The sequence below is a fragment of the Psychrobacter sp. TAE2020 genome (assembly GCF_018919485.1).
In the GTDB taxonomy this organism is placed as follows: domain Bacteria; phylum Pseudomonadota; class Gammaproteobacteria; order Pseudomonadales; family Moraxellaceae; genus Psychrobacter.
The window spans coordinates 1-440 of sequence record NZ_JAHLMU010000017.1 but is presented as its reverse complement, the minus strand read 5'-3'; the positions used below and the strand labels follow the sequence as shown (position 1 = coordinate 440).

Here is a 440-nt window from a genome sequence, read left to right as displayed (position 1 = left end):
GCTGAAATCCCAACCGGATTCAGCGGCAGCTCTGATATCTCTATATAATTTTTATCGTCGCCACCAACACGTTTGGCAAGGTGATAGTCTTCTTTATAAGCCTCCGGACGAGGAGTTTCTCCGCGATCGTAGTATCGGTTCATCAGCGTGCCGTCACTCAAAATAACGGAGTGTTCGAAAGCCTCGCCAGGATTTCTTAGGGTCTCGGCACCATTCATCCAGAATTTATATTCAGTTAGCATCTGGTCAAGGTAATGATCCGCGGCAAGCGAGTCATAATCCTCCAGGAGACTTACAATAACAGAAAAGAAAGGCGGCTGGGAACGTGTGAGATAGTAATTCCGATTTCCATTAGGAATAAAGCCCACAGTATCGATCAGGTACGCAAAATTCTTTACCATACTTTGTATCAAGTCGTACCGTTTCTGTGCCTTCAGGCC

Annotated in this window: 1 protein-coding gene; it reads right to left on the bottom strand. The window is 45.9% G+C overall.

All coding sequences use genetic code 11. From position 1 onward, the window contains the following. On the bottom strand, nt 1-401 hold a 401-nt coding region (locus KPY62_RS13545), incomplete at its 3' end, for a trehalase family glycosidase (RefSeq protein ID WP_267459622.1). Between the last annotated feature and the right edge of the window lie 39 nt (nt 402-440).